Raw genomic sequence first — 26624 nt, 5'->3', positions numbered from 1 at the left:
CCGCGGCCACCGAGGGGGGGCCGAGCGTCGTCGCCAGGTCGGCGTCGGTGTGGGTGACGGTGCTCACTGCGGAGTGTCGGGGTGTGGGGGGATGGGGGTGTGGGAGGGGTCGAGTGGGTGGCCGCGCTCGTTGACGTAGAGGGGTGGGGGGTCGTCGGCAACGGGGTCGGGATCGTTGACGGGTCGGTCGTAGAACCCGTCATCGCCGTAGAACTCGTCGTAGTCGTCGGTGTCGTAGTCGATGGGGGGCTCGCGGAGAGTCGCGGGTCCGCACCAGCGGTCGGCGCCGCGCATCATGCGGACCAGACTGCCCAGCACCTGGTCGTACTCGCGGTCGAGGCGCGCGTGGGTGTCGGCGTCGATCAGGCCGCAGTCGAGGGCGGCGTCGAGCCAGGCCTGCGTCTCGGCGGCCTCGGCGTCGGCGTCCGTCAGCTTGCTGACGAAGTGCTTCGGGTAGCGGCGCTTCCTCCACGCCTCGGCCACGTTGGCGCCGACCGACCGGGACGACCGGCGGATCTGGTCCGTCAGCGAATACCGCTCCTCGCGCGGCCACTCCTTCGAGAGCCCGTAGATCTCCCCCGCCAGCCGGCGCGCGGCTTGGTACACCCGGAGCTCTCGGAACGTCGTGACCACGGGTCAGAGGGGTTGAGTGCGGGAGTGTGAGGGTATGGGAGTGCGGACGGAAGCGCCGGGGCCATCCGCCCCCATACCCCTCCCCCCCACACTCCCAGACTCCCCCCTCCCCTCTCGGCTCAGCAGCCACCGCCGCTTCTCCAGGATCCGGTCCACGTCCGCGTCGAGGGCGACCACCGCCTGGTCGACGGTGAGCTCGCCCCGGGCCGCGAACTCGCCGACCTCGCGGATGGCCTGGGCGATCCGCTCCTGCTCGGGCACCTTGGGCGTCGGGCGGACGTGGCCGAGTTGCTCGAAGAAGGCGCGGGCGTAGCGGTCGTCGGCCAGGCCGGTCGTCTCCCAGACCGACGTGCGGGGCGGGAGGTTGCCCGTCAGCCGGTTGAACTCGGCCTGGACGTCGGGGCGCGAGAGGAACTCGACGAGCGCCCACGCCTCGGCCTTGTGCGGCGACCGCTCGAAGATGACCAGGCTGGCGCCGCCGGCGACCGAGAGGCCCGGCGTTCCCGGCTCGGGGCCCGGGATGGGCGCCGTGCCCCAGTCGTCCGGGTGCTCGGTCAGGCGCCGCTGGAACTCGCCGATGTTCCAGGGCCCCGTGATCAGGCTCGCGAACCGGCCCCGGTCGATCTCCTGGTACAGGTTCGAGATCTCGGTCCCGCTCGTGGCCGGCGCCAGGCCCTCCCGGTACAGGTCGATGTAGAACCCGAACGCGCGGCGGAACCCGTCGCTGCGGAAGTTGCCGTAGCGGTCGCCGTCGCGCAGCAAGTCGGCCGTGTTGAGGCCCAGGATGAGCGGCGGTTCGAACTCGTTGACCGGCATCAGGAGCGGGTAGCCGCCCTCGGGCTGGACGGCCTGGACGGCGCGCATCGCCTCGACCCACCCGTCCCACGTCGCCGGCATCTCGTCGTAGCCGGCCTGGGCGAACAGGTCGGTCCGGTAGAAGAGCAGCCGCGTGTCGACGTACCACGGGACGCCCCACAGCCGGCCGTCGATCACGTTCGTGTCCCAGACGCCGGGGAAGTAGTCGCCCTCGTCCACGCCGGCCGACCGGCGAACGTAGGGCGTTAGGTCTTCCAACGCCCCCAGCGCCTCCATCTCGGCCACCCAGGTGTTGCCGAACTGGGACACGTCGGGCGTGGACCGGCCGGCGAACGCCGTCAGCAGCTTCTCGTGGACCGACGTCCACGGCTGCTGCTGGACCTCGACGCGGATGCCGGGGTGCTCGGCCTCGAACCGGTCGATGAGCGGCTGGACCTTCTCGCCCTCGGCACCCATCGCCCAGAACTCGAGCACGACGTCGCCGTCCGGCTCGTCGGCGCACCCCGCGAGGACGCCGAGAGCGAGGAGGATCAGGGTCGTACGGAGGATCACCAGGGCGGAGGGAAGGGCTGTCAGGTTCTTCTCCTGGCAACCCACTAACGAGAGTCATTCCCGCGAAGGCGGGAATCCATACGGGGGTTCGTCTTGACGAGTATCTGCCTATGGATCCCCGCCTTCGCGGGGACGACTATTGGTGTAGAGAGGACGGTGACAATGTCCTGAAGGGTTTGCGGTCTGAGGCCGGACGGCTCGCGAGAAGGGACATCGTGCGTATCGCCCCTACCGGGCGGTCGTCAGGTCGTCCATCAGCCCGGAGGCGAGGACGCGCTCGAAGATGAGCCGGTGGCCGGCGTCGTTCTGGTGGATCCCGTCGCCCATGTCGTAGCGCGGGTCGAGCGTGCCGTCGGGGAGCGCGATCCCGTCCCACACGTCGACGGCGCGGTCGCCGAACCGGGTCAGGAGCCACGCGCGGACGGCCGCCTGGCGGGCGCGGCCCGCGTCGTCCAGGTTGCGGGGGGCCGTCGTCGTCACGTAGAACGGGACGCCGGCGGCCTCGGCGAGCCCGGCGATCCGCTCGAAGTTGGCCTGCTGTTCCTCGTTGCTGTAGCCCCGCGCCGCGTCGTTCGACGTCAGCCCGACGACGATGGCGACGGGGTCCTGGGCCAAGGCCGCCTCGATGTTCCGGTCCGGGTCGGGCGCGCCGCCCAGGTCGTCGGGGACGTCGTCGCCCACCGGGAGGACGTGGTACGTCGTGTAGCCGCCGCGCGCCAGGTTGAGCACGTCGAGCGTCGGGTCGACGCCCTCCAGATGGTGGCGGAGCCGGTTGACCCAGGTGCTGTCCGAGGCGGACGGCCCGTAGCCCTCGGCCGTCGACGAGCCGAGCACGACGACGAGCCGGCGGCCCTCGGGCTCGGCCGTCCGCGCCGGCGGCAGGTCGAGCACGTCGACGGCCCGGGCGCGGGCGCCGTCGAGCCAGCCGCCCCGGAAGCCGGCGCGTTGCAACCCCCGCACGAGGTACGGGCTCTTTTTCAGCGTCTCCCAGACGAGCCCCGTCCGGTAGTTCTCGGCCATGATCAGGATCGGTCCCTGGTCGATCCCGAGGTAGTCGTGGTCCACCCAGCCCTGCGGCGTCACCTCCGAGTTGGGCTTGATCGGGACGTCGGTCGCCGTGAAGCTCGGGTTGAAGGCGTCGCGGAAGCCGTAGTCGTCGGTCCAGACGGCGGGGTACTGGCGGGCGATCTCCACGAGCGCCGGGATCGTGACCTCGGGCGCGAACGGGATCGAGCCGCCCGTCGCCGTCGGCGCGATGGTGCCGTCGTCGTTGACGTGGTCGGCGCTGGCGCCGCGGGCCCAGTAGGTGTGGAACTGGCGCATCTCGCCGTTCACCATCGCCCGCTCGTCCGAGGGCCCGTCGCTGGCCGTGAGCCCCCAGATCCGGTCGCTGTAGCCGACCCAGTCGTTGGGGTTGTCGGCGGCGTAGGCCCGCTGGCTGAGCGTCGCCCGGCGGCTGTTCTCGAAGTAGTCGTAGGGCTCGCCGATCTCGGCCGACCGGTCGCGCATCCACTCGTCCTGGATCCCGCGGAAGTCCACGAACAGGTGGCTGTACTGGTGGCCGAAGAGCGGCGTAAAGTTAACGTGTGGATAGCCGTAGAACTCCTCCCACTCGTAGGTGTCGGTCCACGCGGGCCAGACGGTGGCGTCGAGCGGGTGCGTCGGTGAGCCCAAGCCGAGGAGGTAAAGGATCATCCCCTCGTTGTAGCCCTGCCAGTAGGCCGGGCCGAAGTCGGACTCCGGGTACCACCCCATCATCAGGCGCGGGTCGTCGGTGGCGTCGGGCCGGTCGAAGAAGGGCCACTCGACGCGCTGGTAGAGCGAGTCGGCGTACGCCCGGATGTCCTGCTCGGCCGGGTCGGCGGCGTCGAAGTACTCGCGCGAGAACAGGACGCCGGCCATGAGCAGGGCCGTGTCGATGGTCGAGAGCTCGGTGTTGCGGAACCGCGTCCCGTCGTCGTACTCGAGGAAGTGGTAGAAGTAGCCGCGGTGGCCGGCCGTCCCGAGCTGGCGCGGGCCCTGGGGCCGGGTGTAGAGATAGCGGAGGGTGTTCAGCGTCCGCTCGGCGGCGTCCGACCGCGAGACGTAGCCGCGCTCGGCGCCGATGCCGTAGGCCGGGAGCCCGAACCCGATGGCGGCGATGCTCGAGAACGACTCGGTCGGCCAGCGGTCGGGGACGAGGCCGGTCTCGGGGTCGGTCCGCTCCCAGAACCAGCGGAACGTCCGGTGCTGCAACGTGTCGAGGAACACCTCCTCTTCGGCCGACGGCACGTAGTCGCTCGCGGACGAGGACGCCACGGCCGGCGCCGAGGCGGTCGGGGCCTGGGCCGGCGCGCACGCGGGGAGGGCCACCGCGCCAGCGACGAGACCGACCAGCAGGGCGACGAGCGGTAACGGACGGCGGGGCATGGCGTTAGCGGAGGGCGGAGGGGGTAGCACGGGCGGGCGGGGCGTCAGGCCGACGCCTCGGGACGCCGGCGGCGGGCGCCCCATCAGTCGTAGACCAGCCGCTCGCCCGCGTTCCAGTTGCCGCGCCGCATGGGCACGCGCATGGCGTCGTCCTCGCTCAGGCGGTCGAACAGGCGGCTCCGCATGTCGGCGGCCACCTGGGGCAGGGCCTCGACGAGGTTCGTCCGTTCCTCGGGGTCGGCCGCGATGTCGTAGAGCTCCTCGGTGTCCCAGACGCCGTGGTAGTAGATGAACTTGTACTGGTCACCGCGGAGCGCGAACGTGGTCGGCGTGTGGGGGAAGGCGTACTCCCAGTAGTACTCGTAGAGGAACTCGCGGTCGACGGCGGTGGCCGCGCCGCCGGCGAGGAGGTCGAGGAACGAGACGCCGTCCATGTTGATCGACGTCGACGTGCCGGTGAGCGCGAGGACCGTCGGCGCGAGGTCGAGGTTGCGGACGATGCCGTCGACCGTCGAGCCGGGCGCGATCCAGCCCGGCGCCCACGCCAGCATCGGGATCCGGATCGACTCCTCGTAGGCGTTCCGCTTGTCGATCAGGCCGTGCTCGCCGAGCAGGAACCCGTTGTCGCCGAGGTAGACCACGAGTGTGTTCTCGGCCAGCCCCAGCTCCTCCAGCGTGTCGAGCACGCGGCCGACCGACTCGTCGAGCGCCAGCAGCGTCTCGGTGTAGCGGCGGTAGAAGTTGTCGAACCCGTCCATGCCCGGCCCCAGGTCGCCGTGGAACATGAAGTCGACGCCGTGCCAGCTCCCGCGCTGGGCGCGCACCCAGTGGGGCTTGCCGGCGTAGTTCCGCTCCGTCAGCCACATCGACGACGGGTACGGGATCTGGACGTCGCGGTAGGCGCCGGCGTGGCGGGGCGCCGGCTCGAACTCGGCGTGGACCGCCTTGTGCGACAGCTCGAGGAAGAAGGGCTCGGACCCGTCCCGCTGGCGGAGCCAGTCGACGGCGTAGTCGGTCAGGATGTCGGTCGTGTAGCCGGTGTGCTGGACCTGCTCGCCGTCGATGTTGAGGAGCGGGTCCGTGTAGGCGCCCTGGCCGCGGAAGCTGACCCAGCGGTCGAAGCCCGGCTGCGGTTGGTCGTCCACCTCGCCCATGTGCCACTTGCCGACGTAGGCCGTCTGGTAGCCCGCGTCCTGCAAGTCCTGGGGGAAGAACCGCGTGCCTGGGGGGATCGGGCTCGTGTTGTCGACGATCCCGTGGTTGTGGGCGTACTGGCCGGTCAGGATGCTGGCGCGCGACGGCGAGCAGAGCGACGTCGTGACGAAGGCGTTGGCGACGTGGGCGCCCCCAGCCCGCATCCGGTCCATGTTGGGCGTTTGGAGGAACCGGGGGGCGTCTGGGTGGAAGCCCATGAAGTCGTAGCGGTGGTCGTCGCTCAGGATGACGACCACGTTGCGCGGCTGGGCGACGGCGGCGGTGGCCGCCAGCACCGCCAGCACGACGACGGCGCGCGCGCGGACGCGGACGGGCTTGGGCTCGGGACGGCCGAGGAGGTCGCGGAGGGCGGCGCGCAAGGCGTCGCCCAGGTCTTTCAACGTTGAACGCATCCGGTCGGTGGTGGCGGCGGTGGAGACGGTTGGATCACGCACGTAGGGGCACGCCGGTGGCGTGCCCTCGGGTCGGGACCGTGTGCGGCAGGGCACGCCATCGGCGTGCCCCTACGGGGTGGTCGCTCATTCGGACACCAGCTCGAAGCGGGCCGTCCGCGTCATGGCGTCGGCCGACGACCCGCCGACCATGACGGTGAACCCCCCGGGCTCGACGGTCCACGCGCCGTCCATCCCCCAGAACTGGAGGTCCTCCGGACGGAGGGTGAAGGCGATCCGCTGCGACTCGCCGGGCGCCAGCTCGACCCGCTCGAAGCCTTTGAGTTCCTGGACCGGCGGCGTCACGCTGCGGGCCTCGTCGCGGACGTAGAGCTGGACAACCTCGGCGCCGGCCCGGTCGCCCGTGTTGGCGACATCGACGCTGACCTGGACCGTTCCGTCCGAGGCGATTCTGGCACCCTCTGCGCCCGACAAATCAGCGTGGCACTCGGCGCAGTAGAAAGCGAGCAGGCGGGGCGGGCTGATCTCGAACGTCGTGTAGCTCAGACCGTGGCCGAAGGGGTACAGCGGCTCGACCGTCGTGTCGAGGTAGCGCGAGACGTACTTGTCACTGGCCCCGGGCACGTCGTGAGGCCGGCCGGTCCGCTTGCGGTTGTAGTAGAGCGGCTCCTGGCCCGTCACGCGGGGGAACGTGACGGGGAGCTTACCGGCCGGGTTGTGGAAGCCGAGGAGCACGTCGGCCACGGCCGGGCCCATCTCGCTGCCGAGGTGCCAGACCTCCAGGATCGACGGGGCGATGGCGTCGAGGTCGTCGAGCGCGAGCGGACGTCCGTTCGTGAGCAGCACGGCGACCGGCTTGTCGCCGGCGGCGGCGATCACGCGACGCGCCAGCTCGAGCTGGGCGCCGGGCAAGCGCGTGTCGGCGCGGCTGGCGGCCTCGCCGGTCAGCTCGCGGTGCTCGCCCAACACTAGCACGACGGCGTCGGAGGTCTCCGCCAGGCGGACCGCGTCGTCGTGGCCCGACGTGTCCATCGAGAGCGCGAGGTCGACCATCTGCAAGAAGTTGCCCTTGACGACCGGGTAGCCGGGCGCGTAGCGGACGTCGGTGTCGGGCATCGCCGCGCGCAGGGCCGGCAGGATCGGCGTGGTCTCGGGCCAGCGGCCGGCGCCGGCCCACGAGCCCATCGCCGATGTCGAGTCGGCCGCGAGCGCGCCGATCACGGCGACCGAGCCGAGGTCGCGCGCCAGCGGCAGCACGTCGCCGTCGTTCTTCAGCAGCACGACCGACTGCCGGGCCACGTCCCGAGCGATGGCCCGGTGGGCGTCCGAGAACAGGACGGCCTCCTCACGCGCGGGATCGGAGTACCGGAACGGGTCCTCGAACAGCCCGGCCCGGCGCTTGACGCGGAGCACGCGGCGGACGGCCTCGTCGACGACCGGCAGGGGCAGCGCGCCGGACTCGACGAGCGCCGGCAGGTCGTTGGTGTAGATCCCGTCGACCATGCTCATGTCGACGCCGGCCACGAGGGCTCGGCGCCCGGCCTCGGCGGCGGTCGCCGCGATCCCGTGCGGCATCAGCTCGCGGACGGCCGTGTAGTCGGCGATGACGAACCCGTCGAAGCCCCACTCGCCGCGCAGGACGTCGGTGAACAGCGCGCGGTCGCCGGTCGCCGGGACCCCGCCGATCTCGTTGAACGCCGACATCAACGTCTGGGCGCCCGCGTCGACGGCGGCGCGGAACGGAGGCAGGACCACCTCGCGCAGCGTCCGCTCGGAGAGGTCGGCCGTGTTGTAGTCGCGCCCGCCCTCAGCGAACCCGTAACCGGCAAGGTGCTTGGCCGTCGCCACGAGTGTCGTGTCGGACGCGAGCCCGGCCAGCGTGGGCCCCTGGAAGCCGCGGACGCGGGCCTCGGCCATCCGGCTCCCCAGGTACGGGTCCTCGCCGGCGCCCTCGACGATGCGCCCCCACCGGCCGTCCCGGGCGATGTCGACCATCGGCGCGAACGTCCAGTGGAGCCCGGCCGCGGCTCCCTCGCGCGCCCCAACGCGGGCTGCGAGCTCGACGGCGTCGAGGTTCCACGACGCGGCCTCGGCGAGCGGGACCGGGAAGATGGTCCGGAACCCATGAATCACGTCGTGCCCGAAGATCAGCGGGATGCCCAGCCGGGACTCGTTCACGGCCACCTCTTGGGCCCGCCGCGTCGCCTCGGCCCCGTAGACGTTGAGGAACGAGCCGACGCCGCCGCTGCGGATCACGTCCTCGCCGCCCTGGGTCACGGCCGGCCCGGTCACGGCCCACTGGCCGGTGTACTGGGTGAGCTGGCCGAGCTTCTCCGCCAGCGTCATCCGGGACAGCAGGTCGTCCACGAACGCGGCCTCGGCGTCGAGGTCGTAGCCGGCCGTGAACGATGCGTCCGGTTGGGCGCTGGCGACGGGAAGGAGAAGCGCGAGAAGGAAGATGAGGCGCACGGCGCGGGATGAGGGTGAGGAGACGCGGCAGGACCCCCCGCCCGGTCGCCCATCGCTCCGCTCAGGGGCGACCGGTCTGTCCCCCTTCAAGGGGGACAGCTTCTGCTGCACGGAGCGGAGCGATGGCAGCAGGAGCGGGGGGTACGAGCCGATCATGGACTAGCGGGCAACGACAACAGTACGGGTGCGGACCACGCCCGCGGCTTCCAGGCGGACGACGTAAATGCCGGACGCGACGGCGGCCGACCACTCGGCCACCTGCGGGCCCGGAGCCTGCGGGCCGTCGGCGAGCACGGCCACCTCGCGGCCGAGCACGTCGTACACCGCCAGCCGGACGTCGCCGGACTCGCCGACGGCGTAGGCCAGCCGGACGGTCCCAGCGGCGGGGTTGGGCGCGGGCGGGTCGAGGCGGGCGTCCTCGACGGGCGCCGGCTCTGTCGCGACGGGCGCCAGGTCGAACCCAGCGCGCTCCAGTCCCACGCGGACGTCGGGGTGCGTCATGAACGACTCCCAGATGGCGCCCGTCCGCGCGTTCTCGATCATGAGCAGGATCGGCCCCTGGTCGATGCCGAGTACGTCGCTCGCGAACCAGTTCTCCTCGATGTTGTAGGCGTCCCGGAGGCCGTATTCGCCCCAGAGCCGGGCGTAGTAGCGGGCGTAGAACGTGCGGAGGGCCTGGCGCGAGAGCTCGGGCGTGAAGGCGTACGAGCCGCCGGCCGCGGTCGGCGTGATGGTCCCGTTGTCGGCCAGGGCCGGCGGGGCCCCGTGCGCCCGGTAGCCGAACGGGTCGTCGGACGCCGTCAGCCCCCACTCGTCGGCCCCGTAGTTCGGGTAGTTCTGCGGGTTGTCAATGGCGTAGGCCCGCTGCGCCAGCGTGGCCCGGCGGCTGTTCTCGAAGTAGGTGCTGTTCCGCCCCCGCATGTAGTCGTCCTGGATGTTGCGGAAGTCGATCCAGACGTGGCTGTACTGGTGGCCGAAGAGCGGCGGGAAGACCAGGAACTCGTAGCCGTAGTGGGTCTGCCACTGCCCGGCGTAGCCGGCCGTCCAGGCGTCCCAAGCGTTGCCGGCCAGCGGGTGCGTCGGCGAGCCCAAGCCCAGGACGTACAAGATCATGGCCTCGTTGTAGCCGTTCCAGTCGCACAGCCCGCCGTTGCAGATGGCGAAGCCGCCCTGCCCCGCCTCGGGCTTCCAGCCCAGCGTCACCAGCGGCGGCCGATTGGCGGCCCAGTCCCACTCGACGCGGCGCCAGATCTGGTCCGCGAGGTCGCGGATCGTCGCCTCATCGCCGGCCCCGTCGTAGTACTGGGCCGCGTGCAGGACGCCGCCGAGCAAGAGCGCCGTGTCGATGGTCGACAGCTCGTTCGTCCCCTGCCGCCTCCCCGACTGCATGTCGAGGAAGTGATAGAAAAAGCCGCGGTAGCCGCACGTGCCGGACGACGCCTCGCCCTGGGGGCACGTCGCGAAAAAGTCCAACGTCGCCAGCGTCCGCGCGACGCCCTGCTCGCGCGTGATCCAGCCCCGGTCGATGGCGACCGTGATCGCCGAGAGCCCGAACCCGACGGCCGCAATCGACGACGCCGAGCCCGGCGTGCTCCGGTCCTTGACGAGCCCGTTAGCCGGGTTCGCCTCTTCCCAGAAGTAGTCGAACGCGCGCCGCGCCGTCTCGTCGATGTAGGGGTCGCCGTCGCCGCCGGCCGTGGCCTCAATCACCGGGGAGTCCGGCCCCAAGATGGGCGGGCCGAGCCCGTTCGTGACCGTCGACCGCAGGACGTAGCGGACGGTCTCGCCGTTGGGCGCGTCGAGGTCGAAGAAGGCGTCGTCGCGGACGACCGACGGGGTGATCCGCACGAACGGGCCGCCTGCCTCTGCCTGTCGGTACACCACGACGCCGTTCGCGCCGGCCGTCGGCGTCCATCGGAGCCGGACCGTCCGGTCGCCGACGTCCGCCGTGATCTCGGTCGGCGGGGCGGGGCCGTCCGGGCTTCCGGTGTCGGACCGCGCCGAGATGGCGTCGACCCACAGCGTCCGCTCGGACGAGCCGGACGCGGGGTTCTCCAGTACCACGCCCACGATCCGACTCGGGTCGACGTCGCCGAGCGGGCCGAAGTCGCGGACCGAGAGCGCCCGCCGCTGCCACGTCGCCGGGTCGTCGTCGACGCCGCTGTTGAACACGGCCAGCCGGTAGACGTCGCCAGCGCCGGGCGCCATCGTCGCCGTCGCCGTCGTCTCGACCCGCCACGTCGGTCGGGGCGTGCCCGACACCGGGTCGGGCGTGAGCACCTCGATCCGGTCGCCGTCGGCGCTCAGCGTCCCGTCGTCGTCGGTGTCGACAAAGCGGAACGCGAGCGGGAGCCCGCCCTCGGTCGCGACCGAGAACCGGGCCGGCTTGGCCGGAAAGCCGATGGCCGGCGTCGAGGTCGTGACGACCGTGTCGGCGAACGTGATGCGGATCGACTCGGGGTAGCCGGGCCGCGCGACGTCGGCCGGGAGCGACCCGACGTAGCTCACCGAGACAGCCAAGTCGGTCGTGGAGCCGTCGAGGAACCCGCTCCCGTTCCGGTTGAACCCGACGCGCGTGCCGAAGTCGAGGCTCAAGCGGATCGTCCGGTCGCCGTCGGCGTCTTCGAGCGCGAGCCGGGGCAGCGCCACGCCGGGGACGCCGACCGGCCCGTTGAGGAACAGGACCAGGCTGTCGGCCTCCGTCAGGTCGAGCGGGGCGAAGCCGGGCGCGCCGACGGTGATCGACCAGTTGCCGCCGTCGCCCGAGGCGTAGGTCAGCACGCCGTAGTCCGTCCCGCTGGCGGCGTCGCCCGAGGCGACCGGGAGCCGGGTGCCGCTCGGCCCCGCCAGCACGAGCGTCGCGTTACCCACCGCGCCGCCGTCCGACGCTTGGTAGTAGCCGTCGCTCCCGGCGTCGTCCTCGTCGAAGATCGGCGTTGCCGTCTGGGCGCCGGCCGTGGCGGCGAGGAGAAGGGCGAAGAGGAGCGGACGGAGCATGAGGAAGGAGTGTGGGAGGAGGGAGTGTGGGGGGCCGACGTACGCGGCGAGAGGTCCCCTCCCACACGCCCACACCCGCCCACTCCTCCCTCTTCTAAAAGCCGAGGCCGAGCGTGAATCGCTGGGTCGAGCCCAGGCGGCTGCCGTGGTCGGCCCAGGCGTAGTCGAAGCGGAAGTCGAACCCGCTCACGCGGTACGCCAGGCCGCCGCCCACGCGGAGCCCCCCCTCCCCGTCCTCCAGGAACAGGTCCTGGTAGCCGGCCCGCGCCGAGATGAGGTTCGCGTACGTCCACTCGCCGCCGACGCTCAGGCTGTTGCTGTTGTCGCTCGGCTGGTAGGCGTCGGCCGCGAGCGTGAGCCGGCTGTCGCCGACCTGGACCGGCACGCTCATGCCGACCCGGAAGAAGACCGGGAGCGCGAACTCGTCCGTCTCGAGTGCCGCCGGCAGGTTGTCGTTGTCGCCGAAGGTGTCGGGGTCCTGGTCGAACCGGATCCGGAGGTCGGTCCCGTCGAAGGACGCCGGGACGCCGAAGTTCGAGATGCTCGCGCCGAGCACAGCCCGGAACGGCAACTCGTAGATGACGCCCGCGTCGAGCGCGACGGTCTGGGCCGAGCTCCGCCAGATCGTCTCCTGGACGAACTTGACCGTGGCCCCGGCCCCGAACCGGTCCGTGAACTGGCGGCCGTAGCCGATCCCGATGGCCAGGTCCTCGACCGAGTACCGCTCGCCGGTCCCCAGCGGCTGCTCGGCCGTCCGGACGTCGATGTCGCCCGAGCTCAGCGACGCGACCGACAGCGAGACCGTCGAGGCCGAGCCCATCTTGAGGGCCACGGCGGCGTAGTTGTAGTCGATGTCGGCGAGCCAGGAGCTGTGCGAGAACCCGGCGTTCGACTCGCGCTGGAAGCCGAGCGCGCCCGGGTTGTAGTACGCCGAGAGGACGTCGGCCCGGGCCGTGGCGCCCACGTTGCCCTGGGCGGCGACGGAGGCGCTGGGCTCGATGAGCAGGAACTGCCCGAACGTGGTCCCGGTCTTGGTCTGGGCCCCGAGCGGGGCGGCGGCGGCAACGAGGGCCGCCAGGAAGAGCGTGCGTGTCATGGCGGCTACTTGATGATGGCGAACCGGCCGAGCGACTCGCCCACGTCCGAGTCGACGTGGAAGAGGTAGAGGCCCGGGGCGACTTCGAGGTTGTCCTTCGAGCGGAGGTCCCACGGGACCATCCCCGTCGTCAGGTTGTCGTGCGTCAGCGTCTGGACGAGGTCGCCGGTGACCGTGTAGATGCGGATCGTGGCCCCGGCCGGGATGGCGCGGAACTCGATCCGGCGCTCGCCCCGGCCGGCCGTCGCGAACCGCTCGGGCTCGAACGAGGCCGCGGCGACGTACGGGTTCGGGACGACGTAGGGCTCTTGCTCCTCGAACTGGCTCGCGGCCTGGGCCGCGTCGACCCGGGCCGGCGAGGTCGTGAACTCGAACACGTCGCCGGCCGTGAACGGCGTCCGCACCACCAGCCGGTAGACGTCGCCCTGGCGCGGGGCCGTGCCGCCGCCCGTGACCTGGATCCGCCACGTCGGGCGGAGCCGGTTCGACCCCTCCTCCTCGGGCGTCAGGAGGTCGACGAACTCGCCCTGGGCGCTGAGCGTGTTGTCGCCGTCGAGGTCGCGGAAGAAGAACTCGTACTCGAAGCCGGACTCGGCCCCGACGGCCTTGAACTTGGCCGGCGTCGCGGGCTGGCCGATGGCCGGCCGCGACATCGAGACCGGGACGTCCGAGAACGTGAGGATGACGTCCTCGGGGTAGCCCGGCCGCCGCAGGTTGTTGGGCAGCCCGTTCTGGTAGGCGCCCAGCAGCGTGATCCCCGCCGAGCCCGCCGTGAACCCGCTCGCGTCCGGGTCGACCTCGACCTGGGCGAGGGTCGTGATCACCGGTTGCAGCCCGAGCGCGATCGGCCCCGTCTGCGCGCCCTCGAAGTCGACACCGCCCTCGAACAGGACCTCGCCCGTGTCCGCGTTGACGAGCGAGTACGTTCGCGCGCGGACGCTGTCGCTGGACGCCTCGAACACGACGCGGAAGCGGCCTTCCGGCACCAGGTCCGAGTTGAACACGCCGACCTCGACCGTTCCGGTCCCCGTGCCTGTCGTCTGCGACACCTCGCTCGCCGTCGCGCCGACGTAGCCCGGCACGCGGGCGTTGGGCCGCACCTGGACCACGTTCGGCGGCAAGATCGTGCCGCCACGGAGCGTCCTCGAGACCGTGATCGCGTTCTCCGAGGGGTAGAAGTTGAAGACCTCCGAGCCGCTGTCGTACGCCGTCACGGCGTAGTAGTACGTCTGGCCGTTGGTGACGTCGGTGTCGGTCCAGCGGTGGGTGATCCCGGTGTCGTCGCCGAGGTAGTACTGGATGCCGGCGACCGCGATGTCCGAGTAGCCCCGAATGTCGTTGTCGAGGTCGAACTGGGCGACCGGCCGGCCGTTGCCGATGGGTCCCGTCCCCCGCCCGTCCACGATGACCTGGGGGTCGAGGAAGTTGGGGTCCGTCGAGCGGTAGATCCGGTAGCCCTCGAAGTCGTTCAGGTTCGAGACCGGGTCGATGGACCGCTCGGCCCGCGTGTCCCAGGTCAGCGTCACCCGGCCGTCCTCGGCGAAGGCCTGGACGGTCGGCTGGGGCGGCGGCGTCGCGAACTGGTAGTTGGCGTCGTAGATCGACTGGACGACCTCGACGTTGTCCTGCAAGTCGAGCAGGTTGGCCCCGTAGGCCAGGGCCAGGCTGAACCGCTCGCGGCGGCCCACGTCGAGCGTGAACGGGCCGGAGGCGAACAGGAACCCGACGTTGTAGTTGTTGACGATCGTCTGGTCGAAGGCGACGTTGGGGTTCGGGTTCGAGAACTGCTCGAACAGCCGCTCGGGCCAGTTCCGCTCGTTCTCGAAAAAGACGATCCCGTCGGTCTCGCCCGCGCCCGCGATCCGGTTGAGCTTGAACCCGGTCAGCCCGATCTGGTCCGACTCCGTGATGTCGGTCTGGTTGAAGTTGGGCTCGCCGTCGGTCGGCATCCCGTCGCGCTCGCCCCGGTCGGGCGTGCCCGAGCCGAACGTGACGTCGTCGGCGAAGACGCCGTCGGCGCCGGTGTCGGAGAACTCGGCGGTCCAGTCGAGGTCCTCGTCGCCCGTCCACCAGACGCCGGCCACGTAGGCCGGGCGCTGCTCGAGCGGGCCGTACTCGAGCTCGAACTGGGCCAGGTCGTAGCCCCGCGCGAGCATGGCGCTGCGGATGGCGTCTTGGCCCTCGATCCGGTCGCCGGCCCCGTTGTCGCGGCGCTCGTCCGTGATCCCGTCGTTGTCGTTGTCGATCCCGTCGGTCGCGTCGCCGGGCGTCTCGAGGTAGGCGTAGCCGAGGTACCCCGTCGGCTCGCAGTTCGACCGCAGGCTGACGCCGTGCCCGTTCTCGTCCCAGGTGTACACCAGGTCGATGGGCCGGCCGTCGACGCTGCGGACGAACCGGGCGTTGTCGTCGTCGGTCTCCCCCACGCCGTCGCACGAGACGGCGGAGCCGCCGACGCCGGAGTCCATGTAGAGCCCGAAGATGATGTCGTCGTACCGCGTCGTCGACTCGTTGACGATGTCGTAGTGGTAGAAGATGACGTCCTGGGCCTGGGGGTTGGACCACTGGAAGCCGCGGACCTCGACGCGCAGCCCGAGCCCGCGGCGCGTCCGGTCGCGCGAGTCCGGGAAAAAGCGGAAGCCGTCATAGTAGTTGTCGTCCATCACGAAGAACGACTCCTGGTCGGCGTTGGGCCGCTTGCCGAAGAACCCGTTCCACGACCCGCACCACCCCGGGTCGTCGGCCACGTCCTGCTTGTCGATCCAGCACTCGGACGGGTCGGCGGCGGGGTCCAGCATCCCCATCTGGTTGGCGGCGCCGGGCCACGTGCGGAAGTCGTTCGAGAGCGCCAGCGACCGGCCCTTGTTGACCAACGGGTCGGGCTCGGCGTAGCCCGGGCGGGGCTCGAACCGCATGACCCGGTTGGTGATCGGGCTCCGGGCCTGGCGCTCGCGGTAGCCCGTGAGCATGATGTGGGCCTCGGTCCCGTTCTCCTGCGTCACCTTGGCCAGCACGTAGGGCGTCACGCCGTCGGAGTAGTTGAGCCCGACGCCGCGGGGGACCTCGACGGAGTGGAACACGCTGAGGTCGGGGTTCCCGTCGAAGTCGCCGACCATCCCGTAGTTGTAGAACAGGGTCCGGATGCGGTTGGCGTCGTGGAGCCCCTGACGCTCGGCGTTGATCTGGCCGCGGAGCTCGGGCGGCGTCACCGGCAACGGCGTCTGCGCGCTGGCCGAGACCGACGCGAGCAAGACGAGGAAAGCGAGAGAGCGAAGCATTCGGGCAGTCAGAGTGTGGAGGGTGGGGGTATGGGAGGAGGGGGCGTCGGAGTGGGCAGGTCCCATCGAGGACGCCCCCACACTCCCATGCCCCCACGCTCCCTACCTCCGTACCGGACGGGAGCCGCCGAGCGAGATGCCGACCTCGATGCGCCGGGGCTCGGCGAACCGCCGGGGGTCCGGGTTGAGCTGGCGCTCCGGGTTGAGCGTGTAGAACGGGCTGCCGGTGTCGCTGTAGACGGCCCCGTTCTGGTAGTAGCTGTCGAACACGTTGAACACGCGGACGAACGCCGTCGAGCTGAGGCCGGCAAACGTCAGCGCCTTCTCGGCCCGGAGATCGACGACGACCGACAGGTCCTTGCGGCCCGAGTTGTTCTCGAGGTTGGCCCCGAAGCCCGTGCCCAGCGACGGCGTGTACGGTCGGCCCGAGCCCATCCGCAGGATGCCGGTCACGTTGTAGTTGTCGGGCTCGGACAGGATGGCCGTCGCGTTGAGGGTGTGGCGCTGGTCCCAGTCAAACGGGGACACACGCGGCAACGGGTCGTCGCCCGAAGCGGCGCGGTTGAACGTATCGCGCGGGTCGGACGCGTTGCCGGACGCGATCTGGAACGAGTAGTCCAGCGTCGTCGAGAGCGAGCCGACGGCCCGCTGGTCAACCGAGATCGTGAACCCACGGACGTTGCCGAAGTCCACGTTCGTCCAGCGCGCGTAGCTCGCGGCGGTGTAGGTCTGGATAAACTCGATGCCTAGCAGGTCGCGAATGTCTTTGTAGAACAGGCTCACATCGAGGCCCAAGTCGCGGGTGACCCGGCTCTTGAATCCGAACTCGTACTGCGTCGTGAACTCGGGGTCGAGGTCGGGATTGCCGAGGACACCCTGGGAAAACTCGTTGCCCTGCTGCAAGTCCTGCAGAACCGTGTAGTCGGCGTTGTTGAAGAACGTCCCCAGGCCGGGAAGCTGGTAGAAGTGGCCGTAGGAGAAGAACAGGCTCGCGCGGTCCAAGAACGGGAACGACACGCCCAGGCGCGGGGCCAGCACCACCTTGGCCGACGTATCGACCGGCCTCGACTCGGGGGCGTCCGGGATGGCGTTGGCCGGGTTCTGGGGGTCGCTCGGGACGGTCGCGTTGGCGTCGAAGTACTCCATCCGCAGGCCCGCCCGCACGCGCAGGTCGCCCCACTCGATGCGGTCCTGGATGAAGGCCGCCCCCTGGACCGGCTGGAAGTCGATGACCTGGGCGCCCAGGGTGTCCCGGAGCACGCCCAACTGCTGGCGGCCATCGATGATGAGCGCCTGGACGGCGCCGGGCTGGCCGAACTCGACGTCGGACGTCTGGATCTCGAAGCCGGCCTTGACCAGGTGAACGTTGGTGACCTGGGCCGTCACGGCGCCCTTGGCGACGTACGAGTTGGTCCGCTGGACGAACCGGCCCAGGTCGTAGCCCTGCACGATGGCCCCGTTCTCGAAGTTCTGGGACCCGATGGCCCGGCCGGCCTGGGCGTACGGCGAGTCACTGGGCAGCGGAACGCGCGTGCCGGTCTCGGGCAGGGTGCCGAGGTCCTCGAAGCGGTAGTCGGAGTAGTCGAAGAGGTTCTGGCGCAGGTTGAGCTCGTAGAACACGTTGTTCGACAGCGTGTGCAGGACGCCCAGGCCGTGGACGAGCGAGAACTCGTCCTGGGTGCTCGCGCCGTCGGGGTTGAACCGGTAGTTGTAGTCGGCCCCCTGCCGGTCGCGGACGGCGCCGATAAACTGGTAGTCGAGCCGGACGTTGGGGATCAACGAGTTGGACACCTTGCCCAGGAACGACCACCGCCGGTCGTAGCCGAGCGGGACGACGGCGCCGTCGCCGGTCGGGTTGAACACGTTCCGCTCGAAGTCGCTGGAGTCCGTCGGCAGGAACCGGCGCTCGGCGGCGAACCGGCCGTTGTTCACGAACCGCTGGCCGTTGAGCAGGAACGTGGTGCCGGGCACGAACGGGAACGGCCCGCTGATGCTGCCCTGGAAGTTCTGCCGCGCGAGCGGGTCGATGTCGCTGATGTAGGGCGCGAACGGGACCGTCGCGACCGAGTCCCGGCCGCCGATGGACGTCCGGACCTCGGTGGAGTCGTTGCCCGGGCTGAGGTAGTCGCCGCCGAAGAACTCGAACGAGGCCTCGTAGCGGTTGGCGTCGCCGGACCGAAGGACGGCGTTGACGACGCCCGAGAGGGCCTGGCCGTACTCGGCGTCGAACGTGCCGGAGATGACCTGGACCTCCTGCAACACCGACCGGTCCAACGTCAGGGTCGAGGTGTTGTCGTAGGGGTTGTTGACCGACACGCCGTCGACCTGGAACTGGACCTCGCCCAGGCGTCCGCCCCTGAAGTGGCCGTCGACGACGCCGGCCTGCAGGTTGACCACGTCGGCCAGCTCCTGGACGGGGAGCGCGGCGATCTCGTCGCGGCTGACCGTGGCGATGGTGCTCGTCTGGGTGATGTCGACGACGGGCTGCTCGGCCGTGACGATGACCTCCTCGCCGGCCACGATCTCGTCCTGCAACGTGACGTTGAGCTCGGTGGTCGTGTTGGACTGCACCTGGACGCCCTCGATCACCTGGGTCTGGTACCCGATGCTGCTCACGCGGACCGAGACGGTCCCGGGCGGGATGCGCAGGATGTTGTACACGCCGTCGAGGTCGGTCGCGGCGCCGTAGGTGGTGCCGACGACCAAGACGGTGGCCGAGATCAGGGGCTCGCCGTTGGCGTCCAAGACGCGGCCGGAGAGCTTGCCGGTCTGGGCGCTGGCGGCGGTCGCCGTGAGCGCGAGGCCGGCGAGGACGAGGAGCCGCAGGGCGGAGCGCACGTACCGAGTGGTCATAGGAGCCGCGTTGTCGTAGAGGATCAAGGGGGCTGGCACCCCGAAAGCCGGGGCGAGACCCTGAAGGCCCCACCCCGGCGTGGTTCAGACGGCCGCCGGCAACCACGCCGGCGGCCCGCGCCGCTGGGTTAGCGGACGACCATCATCTGGCCGGTCACCATCGTGCCGTCGTCCAGGCGGACGCGGTAGACGTACGAGCCGGTGCTAAGGGCCGACGCGTCGACGGTCACGGCCTGCTCGCCCGGCGCCTGCAGCCCGGCCTCGACGGCCTGGACCTGGCGGCCCAGCACGTCGAAGACCTCGACGGTCACGCTCGAAGCGCGGTCGAGGCGGTAGCGGACCTGGGTGGTCGCCGAGAACGGGTTCGGCGCGTTGCCGAGCACCTGGAGCACGCCGTCACCGGCCGGGCCGGTCTCGCTCGACGTGATCATGCTGCCGGCCAGGAACGCCCGGGCCGAGGGGCCGGGGAACCCGCCGCCGCGCTCGTTGAGCCACCACGTGCGGGTGCCGTAGCTGTTCTCGGCCGGGTCGAGGTCGTCGCCGTCGAAGTAGTTGGCGCCGACCCAGAACACGCCCCTCGACATGTTGATGCCGACCTGGGTGAGGTCGATGCTCATCTCAATCGAGTAGCCCTCGTCAATGTCCGAGGGGTCGGCCGAGGTCGAGGCGCCCTTGAGGAAGGCGGCGGCGGTCACGCCGTCGTTGTCGGCGGCGTCCTGGAGCAAGGTGACCGTGCCCATAGAATCAATGACGGCCGTGAACTCGCGCGCGATGAACCGGGTGGCCCCGCTGCGCTCTTCCGTGAGGTCACGGATGATCAGGCGGAACCCGTCGTAGCGGCTCTCGGACATCGTGTTGCCGCTGATGGCGAGGTCGTCGGAGTCGAGTGAGACGTACAACGTGGTGCCCTCGTAGGCGAACCGGAAGTCGCCCGTCGAGGCGTCCACGACGAGGACGTCCTCATCAGCGTCGGGCCGGAAATAGCTCGAGTAGTACGGTCCGAGGCCCGGGAGTGCGTCGAATTGCTCCTCGGACATCATGTACTGGAGCGAGACGGGGGCGTCTCCGTTCCAGACATCTTCGTCGAGCCGGCCATCAACCGTAACGCTCCCCATAGGAACGGTCAGGTCCGCATCGGGCTGGGGGACGGCCCCGGACGAGACGGTCACGCTGGGGTCGCCGACCACGTAGGCCACGCCCCATATGAAGTTGTTACCGAAGGGGTTCTGGAACCACGTGCGGGTTAGGGACTGAAGGTCCTCGTTGCCAGGCCATGCGTAGTCGAGGTCGGGGAGGGAGAACGTGATCGGAAGCGCCTCGCCGGATTCGAGGTCGAACCCGAGCGTCTCGGCGTTGATGGAGAACTCCATCACGTAGCCGACGTCCTCGGTCGGGGTCGCGTTGCCGTTGAAGTCGTCGTTGGCGACGCCGTCAATGGTGTACGAGACCTCGAGGATGTCCGAGTTGACCTGCAAGCTGTCGGTGCCACGGTTGAGGTTGACACTGCCGTACACGGTCGGCGCTTGACCGACCGTGTCCTGACCCGCCTCGACGCTGCCGACCTCGCGGTTGAGCCAGGAGTAGAAGATCTCCGTGTTGTTTCCTCCGCCAAGGAAGAAGTTCGGCTGGAACGAGGTGGCGGTGTCGCGCCTAGCGAAGGCGGCGTCGCGGTTCTGCCTGTTGGCGATGCTCATGATGATCCCGTCGTGCCGGGCGAAGTCGCGCGTGCCGCCGATCGACTTGTCCGCGACCTCGAGGCCGACGTAGATCATGTTCCCTTTACGAAGGATGCGGAGCGTGCCGTCGCCAGGGTCGGTGGGGCCTGAATCCGGGCTTCCCCGGTCCTCCCATCCGCCACCGGGCCAGAAGTCGGACTCGCCGTACTGGAGCGTGATGGTCTCGGCGCTGTCCCATTCGGGCTCGCTGAGCGTGCCGTCGAGCGTGATGGTGGCGCCGCCGATGTCGCGGGCGAAGACCTGGTCGGTCAGCGGCCCGTTGTTGACCCGGGCCGCGTCGCCCGGTTGGGCCAGCGCCAGCGGGGCGGTGAGGGCCACGAGGGCCAGGAGAGTAGCGAAGCGTTGCATGGGGGAATGGGGAGGTGTGGGAAGAAGCCGGCCGGGGCCGGCGTGGGGGAACGTACGTACGAGGTCAGCCGCCGCAGGACTCGCGGACGACCAGTCGGGTGGGGAGCGTGGTGGTGCCGGCGTCGCCGTCGGCGAGGACCGTCTCGACGGCCAGCGCGCCCATCTCGTGGATCGGCACGTGGACCGACGTCAGCGCGGGCGTGACGAACTGGGCCACCGGGATGTCGTCGAAGCCGGCCAGCGCGACGTCGCCCGGCACGTCGAGACCGGCCTCGCGGAAGGCCCGGAGCGCGCCGATGGCCATCGAGTCGTTGGCCGCGAACACGGCCGTCGGGCGGTCGTCGAGGTCGAGGAGCGCCCGGCCGGCGAGGTAGCCCGACTGCTCGGTAAAGTCACCGTCGAGCACGAGCGCCGGGTCGGCGTCGAGCCCGCGGTCGGCGACGGCGGCTCGGTAGCCGGCCCGGCGCGCCTGGGCGTCGGCGTTGACGGCGGCCCCGCTGACGAGCGCGATCCGGCGGTGGCCGAGCGCGGCGAGGTGGCGGACCATCGCCGCGGCGCCCGCTCGGTTGTCGATCGTCACGGCGGCGTGGCCCGTCACGGCGCTCCCGAGCAGCACGACCGGGAGCCCGGCCGGGAGGTTGGCCCGGAGCACGTCGGCCTCGATGTCGGGCGACATCACGACGAGCCCGTCGACGCGGCCGACCATCGTCCGCAGGGCCGACACCAGCTCGGCCGGCCCGTCGTGGACCGACGACAGCAGCGTGTGGTACCGCCGGTCGCGAACGGCCCCCTCGACGCCCCGAATGACCTCGGAGTAGAACTCGCCGTAGAGGTTCGGCAGGAGCACGCCGATGGTCTCGGTCGTGCTCGTCGTCAGGCTCCGGGCCGTCCCGTTCGGGACGTAGCGGAGCGCGCCGGCCGTCTGCAGGATCCGTCGGCGGGTGCCCTCGCCCACCGGGCCGCTCTCGTTGAGCACGCGCGAGACGGTCGCCACCGACACACCAGCCTGCCGAGCAACGTCTCGCATGGTGACGGCCATGGGTGGAAGCGCTACCGATCCGGCTGAAAATGAAAGGCTTTTCGGTCCCCGCGTGCGACAATCCGCGATGTAACCGGTTACAGTTTCAACGTACGCCCCGCCCCCGGCGATGTCAAGGCATCGCGAGCGGTACATCGGCGGCCCCAGTTCGCCCCCCCGTCCGGGTGCCCATCGCTGCGCTCAAGGGCGCCCGGACGGTCCCCCTTGAAGGGGGACACCGCGTAGCGTCGGCGCAGCCAGCTTTCCGAGCCGGGAGCAGGGCGGGCGAACGCCCGCCCGCGACCGGCCGTGAAGCGGGGGGTCCGCAACCAGCACGCCCTCGCCAACGAGCGGGAGCGGCCGACCGCCGAGGGGCCGTTCGGACGGGCCGATTTCGCCCCGGGTTCGAGCGGGGTCCCGGTCGGCGTCGTCGCCCAATGCGTTCTTCGGCCATGCCCTCTTGGTCGTCCCCGCCGTCTCCTCCCACCGTGCTCGTCCTCGGCGCGGGAGCGGCCGGGCTGATGGCCGCCACCTTCGCCGCGCGCGCCGGTGCCGACGTCGTGCTCCTGGAGAAGACCCGGCGCGTGGGGACCAAGATCGTGATCAGCGGCGGCGGCCGGTGCAACGTGCTGCCGTCCGTCGCCGACGAGCGCGTGTTCGTGACCGACTCGTCGCGGCGGCTGATGGGGCGGATCCTGGCGTCGTGGCCGCTCGACGCCCAGCGGCACTTTTTCGAGGACGACCTCGGGATCCCGCTCTCGATCGAGACCGAGACGGGCAAGCTGTTCCCGGTCTCGAACCGGGCCACCGACGTCCGCGACGGCCTCGTGAACGCGGCCACCGCAGCCGGCGTCGCGCTCCGCACCGGCGCCGACGTGACCGGGCTGGCGCCCTCGGCCGCCGGGTGGACGGCGACGCTGGGCGATGGGGCCGCGGTCGAGGCGCACGCGGCCGTCGTGGCGACGGGCGGCCTGTCCGTCCCCAAGACGGGCAGCGACGGGTTCGGGCTCCGCCTCGCCCGCGCGCTCGGCCACCGCGTCAAGCCGACGTACCCCGCGCTCGCCCCTCTTACCGCCGAGCCCGCTCCGCACGCCGACCTCGCCGGCGTCTCCGTGCCCGACGCCCAGGTCCGCGTGCCCGTCGGGAAGGGGGCCTTCGAGACGGCCGGCGGGTTCCTGTTCACGCACCGCGGCTACAGCGGTCCGGCCGTCCTCAACGTGTCGCACCTGACGGCGCTCGGGCGCGGGCGCGGCGACGTCCCGGCCGTCCTGGTCGGGTGGACCGACGCGACGGCCCAGGCGTGGGAGGCCGCCCTCGCCGAGCCCGGCCGCGGCTTGGTCACCACAACGCTCCGCGCCGCGCTCCCCGCCCGCCTGGCCGACCGGTTGCTCGCCGACGCCGACGTCCCGCCCGACCGCGCCCGCGCCGACTTGCGCCGCGACGAGCGCCGGCGGTTGGTGGACGCGCTCACGGCGACGCCGCTGCCGTGGACCGGCGACGAGGGCTACAAGAAGGCCGAGGTGACGGGCGGCGGCGTCGGCCTGGGCGAGGTGGACCCACGGACGTTGGAGAGCCGCCACCACCCCGGCCTCTACTTCGCCGGCGAGGTGCTCGATGCGTTCGGGCCCATCGGCGGCCACAACTTCCTGTGGGCGTGGGCCACGGGCCGGCTGGCGGGCTTGGGCGCGGCCGGCCCGTGACGCCCGGCCGTACCCTGCCGGCTCTGCCCTCGCCCGCGATGTCCTGGCCCGCCCTCCCCCCGCTCGACGACTGGCGCGACACGCACGACACGTTCCACCGCTGGCTCCAGGTGGTCGGGAAGGTGCGGCTGGCGCACGCGCCGTGGACGAACCACTCGTGGCACGTCCCGCTCTACGTCACCGCGCGCGGGCTCTCGACGTCGCTCGTGCCGGCCGGCGGGGGCGCGTTCGAGGTCACGTTCGACCTGGCCGACCACCGGCTCCGCGTCGAGACGACGGCCGGCGACCGGCGCTCGTTCGCGCTGGGCCCGATGTCGGTCGCCACGTTCTACGACCGGCTGATGGCCGCGCTCGCCGAGGTCGGCGTCGAGACGACGATCTGGCCGGTGCCGGTCGAGATCCCGGACCCCGTCGAGCGCTTCCCCGACGACGCCGAGCACGCGAGCTACGACCGCGACGCCGTCGAGCGGTGGTGGCAAGCGCTCGTCCGCGTCGAGCGTGTGTTCACCCGGTTCCGCGCCGGGTTCATCGGCAAGGTGAGCCCGGTCCACGTGTTCTGGGGCGCCTTCGACCTGGCCGTCACCCGGTTCTCGGGGCGCACGGCCCCGCCCCACCCCGGCGGCGCGCCTCACCTCGCCGACTGGGTCATGCGCGAGGCGTACTCGCACGAGGTGTCGAGCGCCGGGTTCTGGCCCGGCGACGGGGTCGGCCAAGCCACGTTCTACTCGTACGCCTACCCCGAGCCCGACGGCTTCCGCGACGCCGACGTCCGGCCCGAGGCGGCGACCTACGACGCCGACCTCGGCGAGTTCGTCCTGCCCTACCAAGCCGTCCGCGCGGCCGACGACCCGGACGCCGCGCTCCTCGCGTTTCTGGAGACGACCTACGCCGCCGCCGCCGACCTCGCCGACTGGGACCGGGCCGCGCTCGAACGCGACCTCCCCTGACGCACGTCGGCCCAGCCCCGCGACGCGGGCCGAGACACGGCGGGCCAGGCGGCTACTGGTTCTCCGCGTTGTCGCCGAGGTCGACGTTGCTGTCGATGGCGTCGTGGACCTCGCGGCCGGCCTCTTGGAGCTCCTCGCCGGCCTGGCCGGCGGCCTCGCGGATGTCGCGGCCGGCCTCGTCGAGGTTCTCCTCGGCTTCGAGCAGGCCCTCGCGGGCGTCGGCCTCCACGTCGTCGTCGATGCCGACCTCGGTGTCGACGTCGACGTCGCCGTCGGACTCGACCTCGCGCTGGGTCTCGGTCTCGCAACCGGTCAACGGCGCGGCGCCGAAGGCGAGCGTGAGGGACAGGGCGAGCAGGAAACGGGACATCGGGACGGGGGGGTGAGAGCGCCGCTTGGACGGCCGAACGCTCCGCCAGATCCCGGCGCCCGTCCGCGAACCGCTCCCGCCGCGCGTCGTCACACGGCCCCGCCCCGACCCGCCCCGATGGCCGACGACCGCCCCGACTCGCCCACGCTCACCGACGCCCAGCTCGCGCGGCTCGCCGAGGCCGGCCGCGAGCACGACGTGGCGGCCGGCGACATCCTGTTCCGCGAGGGCGACCCCGGCTACGACTTCTTCGTCGTGCTCGACGGGGCCGTCGACGTCTACGCCGACCTCGAGTGCGAGCGGCCGATCACGGCCGAGCCCATCGGGCCCGGCAAGATGCTGGGCGAGATGGGCCTGCTCCTGGGCGAGAGCGTCTACGCGACGGCCCGGGTCGAGGAGGACGGCCGCGTCCTCCAGGTCCCCGCCGACGCCTTCCGCGAGCTGCTGGCTCGGGACACCGACCTCGCCGAGACCATCCTGGCCGCGTTCGCCGAGCGCCGCGGGCTGGTCAGCGCCGGGGCGTCCGGGCTCACGCTCGTCGGCGCCCAGACCGACCCCGACGCCGTCCGCCTGGCCGAGTTCGCGCGGCGGAACTACCTCCCCGTCCGCTGGCTCACGCCCGACGACGCCGACGCCCGGTCGGTCCTCGACGAGGCCGGCCGCGACGGGGCCGACGGGCCGGTCGTGGTGTGGGGGACGGAGACGGTCCTGGACAACCCGAGCCCGCTCGAGCTGGCCCGCGCGGTCGGCCTCGCGGGCAACCTGCCGGAGGACGAGACGGCCGACCTGGTCGTGATCGGGGCCGGGCCGGCCGGGCTCGCGGCGGCCGTCTACGGCGCGTCGGAGGGGCTCAAGACGGTCGTCGTGGACGAGATGGGGCCGGGCGGGCAGGCCGGCGCGTCGTCCCGGATTGAGAACTACCTCGGCTTCCCGGCCGGCATCTCGGGGACCGACCTCGCCACGCGGGCGACGGTCCAGGCCCGCAAGTTCGGGGCCTGCCTCGTCACGCCGCGACGGGCGACGGGCCTGGGCCGCGACGGCGACGCCTACACGGTCGCCCTCGGCGACGGGCCGACCGTCCGCGCGCGGGCGGTCCTGGTCGCGACGGGCGCCCACTACAACCGGCTCCCGCTCCCCAACCTCCGCCCCTTCGAGGGGGCCGGCGTCTACTACGCGGCGACCGAGATGGAGGCGCGCGGGTGCCACGACCGGACCGTCGTCGTGGTCGGCGGCGGCAACTCGGCCGGGCAGGCGGCCATGTTCCTGTCCGAGCGGGCCGAGCGCGTCCTGCTGCTCGTCCGCGGCGACGACCTCGGCACGAGCATGAGCCGCTACCTCGCCGAGCGGGTCCTGGCGGCCGAGCGGGTCGACGTCCGGTTCCACACCGAGGTCCGCGCGCTCTGGGGCGACGGCACGGCCCACGAGGCGCTGGCGGCGGTCACCGTCGAGGACACGGAGGCCGGGACGGAGGAGCGGGTCGAGACGCCGGCCCTCTTCACGTTCATCGGCGCGAGCCCCTGCACCGACTGGCTCAAGGGCGACGGCGAGCACCGCCTGGGGCTCGCGCTCGACGACAAGGGGTTCATCCTGGCCGGCGCCGACGTGCCGTCGGAGTGCCTGCCCGAGTCGTGGGGCGACGACCGGCCGGCCCCGTTCGAGACGTGCCTGCGGGGTGTGTTCGCCGTCGGCGACGTCCGGTCGGGCTCGACGAAGCGGGTGGCCGGGGCCGTCGGCGAGGGGTCGGTCGCGGTGAAGGCCGTCCACACGCGGCTGGCGGCGCCGCGCCCGGCCTGGTGAC

15 protein-coding genes are annotated in these 26624 nt (G+C 71.5%); 3 read left to right on the top strand and 12 right to left on the bottom strand.

The genetic code is table 11. The annotated features are described in order from the left end of the window. Positions 1-63: 63 nt before the first annotated feature. The 11 genes from ACOOHE_RS04920 to ACOOHE_RS04870 form a co-directional block, all read right to left on the bottom strand. Complete coding sequence (locus ACOOHE_RS04920) at positions 64-633, bottom strand: four helix bundle protein (protein WP_420456685.1); 570 nt, start codon at positions 631-633, stop codon at positions 64-66. Between the two features lie 3 nt (positions 634-636). Next, positions 637-2004 carry a sugar ABC transporter substrate-binding protein gene (locus ACOOHE_RS04915; RefSeq protein ID WP_420457600.1) on the bottom strand — a complete coding sequence of 456 codons (1368 nt, stop codon included), beginning with the start codon at positions 2002-2004 and terminating at the stop codon, positions 637-639. 225 nt (positions 2005-2229) lie between these two features. Next, entirely contained in the window at positions 2230-4410 is a 2181-nt protein-coding gene (locus ACOOHE_RS04910) for a glucoamylase family protein (protein ID WP_420456684.1), read from the bottom strand. An 83-nt stretch (positions 4411-4493) separates the two neighbouring features. Continuing rightward, positions 4494-6017, bottom strand: a complete 1524-nt coding sequence (locus ACOOHE_RS04905; RefSeq protein ID WP_420456683.1) for a sulfatase — start codon at positions 6015-6017, stop codon at positions 4494-4496. Between the two features lie 126 nt (positions 6018-6143). Next, positions 6144-8486 carry a beta-glucosidase BglX gene (gene bglX / locus ACOOHE_RS04900; protein WP_420456682.1) on the bottom strand — a complete coding sequence of 781 codons (2343 nt, stop codon included), beginning with the start codon at positions 8484-8486 and terminating at the stop codon, positions 6144-6146. Between the two features lie 159 nt (positions 8487-8645). Next, the gene (locus ACOOHE_RS04895; RefSeq protein WP_420456681.1) at positions 8646-11483 is read right to left on the bottom strand and encodes a glucoamylase family protein; all 2838 of its coding nucleotides are present in this window, start codon (positions 11481-11483) and stop codon (positions 8646-8648) included. Between the two features lie 94 nt (positions 11484-11577). Beyond that, a complete protein-coding gene (locus tag ACOOHE_RS04890) occupies positions 11578-12579 on the bottom strand; it encodes a PorV/PorQ family protein (protein ID WP_420456680.1) in 1002 nt (333 codons plus the stop codon). 5 nt (positions 12580-12584) lie between these two features. Beyond that, the gene (locus ACOOHE_RS04885) at positions 12585-15854 is read right to left on the bottom strand and encodes a hypothetical protein (protein WP_420456679.1); all 3270 of its coding nucleotides are present in this window, start codon (positions 15852-15854) and stop codon (positions 12585-12587) included. A gap of 102 nt (positions 15855-15956) precedes the next feature. Next, positions 15957-18707: a TonB-dependent receptor gene (locus tag ACOOHE_RS04880; RefSeq protein ID WP_420456678.1), complete on the bottom strand. Its 2751-nt coding sequence runs from the start codon at positions 18705-18707 to the stop codon at positions 15957-15959. Between the two features lie 128 nt (positions 18708-18835). Then, positions 18836-20791, bottom strand: a complete 1956-nt coding sequence (locus ACOOHE_RS04875; protein WP_420456677.1) for a T9SS type A sorting domain-containing protein — start codon at positions 20789-20791, stop codon at positions 18836-18838. A 64-nt stretch (positions 20792-20855) separates the two neighbouring features. After that, the gene (locus ACOOHE_RS04870) at positions 20856-21830 is read right to left on the bottom strand and encodes a LacI family DNA-binding transcriptional regulator (RefSeq protein WP_420456676.1); all 975 of its coding nucleotides are present in this window, start codon (positions 21828-21830) and stop codon (positions 20856-20858) included. Between the two features lie 467 nt (positions 21831-22297). On the opposite strand from ACOOHE_RS04870, the gene ACOOHE_RS04865 reads away from it, so the two are divergent. Together ACOOHE_RS04865 and ACOOHE_RS04860 are read left to right on the top strand one after the other, a co-directional pair. Further along, the gene (locus ACOOHE_RS04865) at positions 22298-23509 is read left to right on the top strand and encodes an NAD(P)/FAD-dependent oxidoreductase (protein WP_420456675.1); all 1212 of its coding nucleotides are present in this window, start codon (positions 22298-22300) and stop codon (positions 23507-23509) included. A gap of 38 nt (positions 23510-23547) precedes the next feature. Continuing rightward, positions 23548-24456 carry a DUF5996 family protein gene (locus tag ACOOHE_RS04860; RefSeq protein ID WP_420456674.1) on the top strand — a complete coding sequence of 303 codons (909 nt, stop codon included), beginning with the start codon at positions 23548-23550 and terminating at the stop codon, positions 24454-24456. Between the two features lie 52 nt (positions 24457-24508). On the opposite strand, the gene ACOOHE_RS04855 is transcribed toward ACOOHE_RS04860, so the two are convergent. Beyond that, positions 24509-24826: a hypothetical protein gene (locus ACOOHE_RS04855; protein ID WP_420456673.1), complete on the bottom strand. Its 318-nt coding sequence runs from the start codon at positions 24824-24826 to the stop codon at positions 24509-24511. A 117-nt stretch (positions 24827-24943) separates the two neighbouring features. Here ACOOHE_RS04855 and ACOOHE_RS04850 point away from each other — a divergent pair, with 117 nt between their 5' ends. After that, positions 24944-26623: an FAD-dependent oxidoreductase gene (locus tag ACOOHE_RS04850; protein ID WP_420456672.1), complete on the top strand. Its 1680-nt coding sequence runs from the start codon at positions 24944-24946 to the stop codon at positions 26621-26623. The last annotated feature ends 1 nt before the right edge of the window (position 26624 follow it).

The sequence above is a fragment of the Rubrivirga sp. genome (genome assembly GCF_965213695.1).
Lineage (GTDB): Bacteria > Bacteroidota > Rhodothermia > Rhodothermales > Rubricoccaceae > Rubrivirga.
The sequence above is the reverse complement of the archived record's forward strand: the minus strand, read 5'-3'. Positions and strand labels throughout refer to the sequence as shown.

Excerpts from the sequence above, each read along its gene's own strand:
- ACOOHE_RS04910 (WP_420456684.1), bottom strand. The coding sequence starts at position 4,410 with ATGCCCCGCCGTCCGTTACCGCTCGTCGCCCTGCTGGTCGGTCTCGTC.
- ACOOHE_RS04905 (WP_420456683.1), bottom strand. The coding sequence starts at position 6,017 with ATGCGTTCAACGTTGAAAGACCTGGGCGACGCCTTGCGCGCCGCCCTC.
- ACOOHE_RS04895 (WP_420456681.1), bottom strand. The coding sequence starts at position 11,483 with ATGCTCCGTCCGCTCCTCTTCGCCCTTCTCCTCGCCGCCACGGCCGGC.
- ACOOHE_RS04890 (WP_420456680.1), bottom strand. The coding sequence starts at position 12,579 with ATGACACGCACGCTCTTCCTGGCGGCCCTCGTTGCCGCCGCCGCCCCG.
- ACOOHE_RS04885 (WP_420456679.1), bottom strand. The coding sequence starts at position 15,854 with ATGCTTCGCTCTCTCGCTTTCCTCGTCTTGCTCGCGTCGGTCTCGGCC.
- ACOOHE_RS04880 (WP_420456678.1), bottom strand. The coding sequence starts at position 18,707 with ATGACCACTCGGTACGTGCGCTCCGCCCTGCGGCTCCTCGTCCTCGCC.
- ACOOHE_RS04875 (WP_420456677.1), bottom strand. The coding sequence starts at position 20,791 with ATGCAACGCTTCGCTACTCTCCTGGCCCTCGTGGCCCTCACCGCCCCG.
- ACOOHE_RS04870 (WP_420456676.1), bottom strand. The coding sequence starts at position 21,830 with ATGGCCGTCACCATGCGAGACGTTGCTCGGCAGGCTGGTGTGTCGGTG.
- ACOOHE_RS04860 (WP_420456674.1), top strand. The coding sequence starts at position 23,548 with ATGTCCTGGCCCGCCCTCCCCCCGCTCGACGACTGGCGCGACACGCAC.
- ACOOHE_RS04855 (WP_420456673.1), bottom strand. The coding sequence starts at position 24,826 with ATGTCCCGTTTCCTGCTCGCCCTGTCCCTCACGCTCGCCTTCGGCGCC.
- ACOOHE_RS04850 (WP_420456672.1), top strand. The coding sequence starts at position 24,944 with ATGGCCGACGACCGCCCCGACTCGCCCACGCTCACCGACGCCCAGCTC.